General features: G+C 34.4%; 9 protein-coding genes. 5 read left to right on the top strand and 4 right to left on the bottom strand.

The window, feature by feature from the left end; translation table 11 throughout:
* A partial coding sequence (locus C1642_RS13035; RefSeq protein WP_228153875.1) for a kynureninase occupies positions 1–864 on the bottom strand: 864 nt, incomplete at its 3' end.
* A 146-nt stretch (positions 865–1,010) separates the two neighbouring features.
* Between C1642_RS13035 and gigD the strand changes: the two genes are divergently transcribed.
* Positions 1,011–1,460, top strand: a complete 450-nt coding sequence (gene gigD / locus C1642_RS13030; RefSeq protein WP_001099948.1) for an Lrp/AsnC family transcriptional regulator GigD — start codon at positions 1,011–1,013, stop codon at positions 1,458–1,460.
* A gap of 45 nt (positions 1,461–1,505) precedes the next feature.
* A complete protein-coding gene (locus C1642_RS13025) occupies positions 1,506–2,042 on the top strand; it encodes a GNAT family N-acetyltransferase (protein ID WP_000573221.1) in 537 nt (178 codons plus the stop codon).
* Positions 2,043–2,090: 48 nt separating this feature from the next.
* Here C1642_RS13025 and C1642_RS13020 read toward each other — a convergent pair whose 3' ends face one another.
* The 3 genes from C1642_RS13020 to C1642_RS13010 form a co-directional block, all read right to left on the bottom strand.
* Positions 2,091–2,384, bottom strand: a complete 294-nt coding sequence (locus C1642_RS13020) for a hypothetical protein (protein ID WP_000689662.1) — start codon at positions 2,382–2,384, stop codon at positions 2,091–2,093.
* 114 nt (positions 2,385–2,498) lie between these two features.
* The gene (locus C1642_RS13015) at positions 2,499–2,735 is read right to left on the bottom strand and encodes a hypothetical protein (protein WP_000525044.1); all 237 of its coding nucleotides are present in this window, start codon (positions 2,733–2,735) and stop codon (positions 2,499–2,501) included.
* A 98-nt stretch (positions 2,736–2,833) separates the two neighbouring features.
* Positions 2,834–3,193, bottom strand: a complete 360-nt coding sequence (locus tag C1642_RS13010) for a YcgJ family protein (protein ID WP_000798367.1) — start codon at positions 3,191–3,193, stop codon at positions 2,834–2,836.
* Between the two features lie 171 nt (positions 3,194–3,364).
* On the opposite strand from C1642_RS13010, the gene C1642_RS13005 reads away from it, so the two are divergent.
* The 3 genes from C1642_RS13005 to C1642_RS12995 form a co-directional block, all read left to right on the top strand.
* Positions 3,365–4,051: an HAD-IA family hydrolase gene (locus tag C1642_RS13005; protein ID WP_002009676.1), complete on the top strand. Its 687-nt coding sequence runs from the start codon at positions 3,365–3,367 to the stop codon at positions 4,049–4,051.
* Entirely contained in the window at positions 4,035–4,475 is a 441-nt protein-coding gene (locus tag C1642_RS13000) for an RNA-binding S4 domain-containing protein (RefSeq protein ID WP_000040963.1), read from the top strand. The genes C1642_RS13005 and C1642_RS13000 overlap by 17 nt, the downstream gene beginning before the upstream one ends.
* Before the next feature lie 145 nt (positions 4,476–4,620).
* Positions 4,621–5,047 (top strand): ATPase domain-containing protein (locus C1642_RS12995; RefSeq protein WP_322869415.1); only part of this gene is annotated, 427 nt, incomplete at its 3' end.

Below are 5,047 nucleotides of genomic sequence, written 5' to 3'. Positions count from 1 at the left end.
CATAGAAATAACCGGCTGAGTTCCACATAAATATCGGCGGATACTATTCGCTGGCTCATAATGCTGTGCCATATCAAATGGTTTTTTATGACTCCACCAACCTGATAAAGGCTGCCAGAACTGATCACGGTGCTTTTCATTGACCCAGAGCAATGCAGGAGAACCAGGGCCACCATTTAAATATTTATAGGTACAACCAATCGCAAAATCGCTATCAGTTTGATTAAGGTGCATAGGAACAGCACCGACTGAGTGACATAAATCCCAAATCACCAAAGCACCTTTAGAATGAATTTGTTCATTAATAGATGCCATATCATAAAAATAACCAGTGCGGTAATTCACATGGGAAAGTACCACTACAGCAACATCTTTCTCTAAAGCACGAGATAAGTCTTCTACGCCATCAATTAATTCAACCTGATAGCCCTTTTGAATTAAGTCAATGAAACCTTCAATAATGTAAATATCTGTTGGAAAGGCATCTTTTTCTGCCACAATAATTTTGTGTTCAGGGAATTTATCAGCCTGAATTTTTACCGCTGCAGATAAAACTTTAAATAAGTTCAGTGTAGTTGAATCTGAAATAACAACTTCACCTTTTTCCGCACCAATCAGTTTAGCGACTTTGTCACCCAGCCGTGTTGGTAGCCCCCACCAGTCTGCCTTATTCCAGCTATTGATCAGATCTTCTCCCCATTCTTGGGAAATAATATGCTGAGCGACAGCCAAAGATTTCTTTGGTCTAGCACCTAAAGAGTTACCATCTAAATAAATGACGCCTTCTGGCAATGCAAATTCATCTTTAAATTTTTTGAGTTCATCTTCCTGATCCCAATACAAACACTGTTCACGAGTAATCATTTGATATTGCACCTATTTCTACATTTCCTTTGTATTTGAATTTTATCACGTCAATTTGTACGATTTATTCGATAATATTTGATCAAAAATAGCTATTTTCGTATAAAATTCTAATTAAAATTAAAAAATATGGATGAAATTCGAAAATGAATGTAGATGCGATCGATCTAAAAATTTTGAAGTATTTACAAGACAATGCCCGTTTAAGTAACCAAGAACTTGCTGATCTTGTTAATCTTTCAGCATCTGCTTGTCACAGACGCGTTAAAATTTTAGAAACCAACGGAATCATTGAAAAATATCAAGCAAAAGTTAATTATGAAAAATTAGGTATAAAAATTGAGGCAATAGTTGAAATAAAACTTGCTCAACTCACCGAAAATGACCACAACTTTTTTTTAAGCCAAATCAAGAATTTTGATGAAGTCATCAATGCTTATATCATTACAGGTGAATCTAATTATGTACTGCACGTTGCCACTAAAGATCTAAACTCTTTTTCTCATTTTGTTATTAATACACTCAATAAAATTAAAGGTGTGGTAAGCATTAACTCAAAAATTATCTTACAGAAAATTATACAAAAGCCGCTGTAGAATATTTAGCTAAAATTAAAAAACTCTCGTTAAAAAATTTTTACTATGATCGAAACTGAACGTTTAATCTTAAGACAATGGAAAGAGTCTGATTCAGAGCCATTTATCAAAATGGGTTTAGACGAAGATGTTATGCGTTTTTTCCCAAAGCTTTTAGCTGCTACTGAAAGTATAAGTTTAATTCAAAGAATATCAGCTCTTATTGATGAAAATGGCTGGGGATTTTGGGCGGTAGAATTAAAAGAAACTCAAGAATTTATAGGCTTTATTGGCTTACACAACCAACCAGAACAATTTGATTTTTCTCCCTGCATTGAAATTGGATGGAGAATTGCTACAGAACACTGGAAAAAAGGTTATGCCACTGAAGGAGCAAAAGCAGCATTGGACTATGCCTTTAATATTCTCAATAAAGATAAAGTGGTTTCTTTCACAGCAACAGTGAATAAGCCATCTCAAGCCGTGATGGAAAGACTAGGAATGCGCAAAGTTAAATACTTTAATCATCCCAAGCTTCCAGATGAACATGCCTTACAAAAGCATGTTCTTTATGAAATATATCATCCTAAGCTTGAGTTATGACTGAGTTAAATACTAATATAAAAATATTTCAATAAATTTAAATGGTTACTACTCATCAAAGTCATAACCTACAGAGGTGGAATACTCCCAATACTCATTAATCTTATTCGCTATATCTTCTTTGTCCATGGTAGTTAAAACGTAGAAAAGTTTTGCCTCTTTATTTTTTCTCAAAATTAATAAATTGTAATAGTCATATTCGGGGCCATTTAGCCCTAATGATGGCTGTTCTTCACAATGCTTCTCAGCCTTGTAATGCCATTCAAGTTTATAAGTATCAATACCATTGGCAGCATTGATTACAATGCCATCATTGGCTCCTCCAATAAATCCAATTTTCATCGCCTACTCTAAATTGTTATTCAAATGATTTTTAATATAACTTTAAATAAGTAGAGTTCAATTTATAAAATGTTTGCCAATACGTATCCTATGTAAATCAAAATAACGAGATGATTATTTCATTGTCCGTAAATACTCATAAGCTTCTTTTTCGTTGCTCTCAAGATGAACTTTTGCTTCCGTTTCATCATTTAATGTTTCGTTTATTATTTTGCTCCCTTCATAAGAAATTTGATGACCAATCTGGAAATCTGCTCCTAATGCATCAATCACAATAAACTGCCCAGCCGTGTTTGAAGCAATAAAAAAACTGTTGTTACGATAACCATATCTAATTGTATATAATCCCACTTTTATTCCAACTTTTAATAATATTTAAATAATAATAATTTCATATAAAGTATAGAAACGCAAAAAAGTATCAAAAAACTAATTTACAATTCATATAACTACCTATTTTTAAAAATTTTATCAGTCATTTTTTTATCTACTCTACTTCTATGACCATTTTCAAAAAATTTATTCACATGGCACAATTTAGTAGTGGTATCACAAAATACACCATTAGAAAAAGTAAAAGCAGATGTATCAAAGTCACCTTGTGAAAAAGCTTGTTTTGCTTTTTTTGCACCTAAATATTGATTAGTTAAGGATTTGGAAACGCCCTTTTTATCTGCACAAATATATTTATCACAGACTACACCTCTTTTAGGTGAAAAAACTGCAGCTGTATTTTGTGCCAATGTATTTGCACTAAACGCAAAACAAACAGAACCGATAAAAACAACAAAGAAATTAGAATTTTTCATTTTTTAATTCACTCGTTATCATTAATTATTGAAATAATATACCAAAAGTAAAATATCTTTAGAACTTTAAAATGATGAGATAACAACAAATCAATCTGTTTTTGAGGCTTTAATGTTTATAATCTTAAGCTAATTTCTTCCATGTATATTTAAAGCTGGAGCGTTCGCAACATGAATAAGGTAGTCCTGTTTGACATGGATGGAACTTTACTAGATTTGGCTTTTGATGACTTTATCTGGAACGAATGCTTACCTAAAAGACATTCTGAAACACATCATCTATCTTTAACTGAGAGTCAAGAAATATTAAACCAGTTTTATCGCAGCCATAAACATACGCTTGCTTGGTACTCATCAAATTACTGGACACAAACAACTGGCGTGGATGTTTTAAAGCTCCAGCAAGAATTTCAGCATAAAATTAAAGCGAGACCAGGATGCATGGAGCTGCTCAACGCTTTAAAAGCACAAGATTATCAATGTTGGCTAGTCACCAATGCTGACTGTGCAAGCCTAAAATTAAAACTTGATAACGTTCCTATCCAAGATTTTTTTGAAGTCATCGTATCTAGCGAACAAATTGGTTACGCAAAAGAAAACATCCGATTCTGGCAAGAGTTGCAACGCTTGCATTATTTTGCGCCAGAAAGCACTATTTTTTTAGATGACACTCTTCCTGTTTTAAAAACAGCAGAAAAATTTGGTATAAGACACTTGTTTACTATCTTACAGCCCTCAAGTCTTAAGAGTAAAAGACAGCCACAAGATTTAGAGTATAAAGCTCTAGATCAGCTTACAGAGCTACTGTCTATTTTGAATCAAATTGATAGAAAGGATAATGATGTCAAAATTGCGTGAAAACGATGCTGTAGAAACCATGCGTGTCGACAAATGGTTGTGGGCAGCACGTTTTTTTAAAACCCGTTCTATTGCTAAAGCTGCAATTGAAGGGGGTAAAGTACATCACAATAATGAACGTGTAAAAGTTTCTAAAGAGATTCGTGTCGGTATGGAGCTCGTAGTTCAACAAGGTTTCGATAAAAAAACAGTTGTTGTTAAAGCGCTCTCCAATACCCGAGGACCGGCTCCTGTTGCACAACAACTTTATGAAGAAACAGAAGTAAGTATTGCAAGACGGGAGTTGATTGCTTCCCAACGAAAATTGCATAATCTAGCACGACCTGACCATAGACCAAGCAAGAAAGATCGGCGACAAATCAATCGGTTTAAACAGGATAATGATCAACATTATGAAGATCACTGGTCTTATAATGATGAATAAAAACGTCGAGTTGTGTCGCACTCACATATACAATATATAGAAGCTAGAGAAAAAATCTGTCACTATTAGCCCTGTGAAACAAGTTGAGATTCAATGCATCCACTTGGGTTAAACGTGATGAACATAGAGTATTGAGGTTTTTGAGATGGATGAGAATAAAAGCAAAGCATTACAAGCCGCTTTGAGCCAAATTGAGAAGCAATTTGGTAAAAATACGGTTATGCGTCTTGGTGATAACACTGTTCAAGCAGTTGAAGCCGTATCTACAGGTTCTTTAACTTTAGACATCGCATTGGGGATTGGTGGTTTACCAAAAGGCCGTATTATCGAAATTTATGGTCCTGAATCTTCTGGTAAAACTACAATGACATTGCAAGCAATTGCTCAATGTCAAAAATCTGGTGGTACATGTGCTTTCATTGATGCTGAGCACGCCCTAGACCCTCAATATGCACGCAAACTTGGTGTAGATATTGATAACCTACTTGTTTCACAACCCGACAATGGTGAGCAAGCACTTGAAATTGCTGACATGCTTGTCCGTTCAGGCGCAATTGATTTAATCGTTGTGG

This window comes from Acinetobacter sp. AKBS16, from assembly GCF_002899995.1.
Lineage (GTDB): Bacteria > Pseudomonadota > Gammaproteobacteria > Pseudomonadales > Moraxellaceae > Acinetobacter > Acinetobacter baumannii.
The sequence above is the reverse complement of the archived record's forward strand: the minus strand, read 5'-3'. Positions and strand labels throughout refer to the sequence as shown.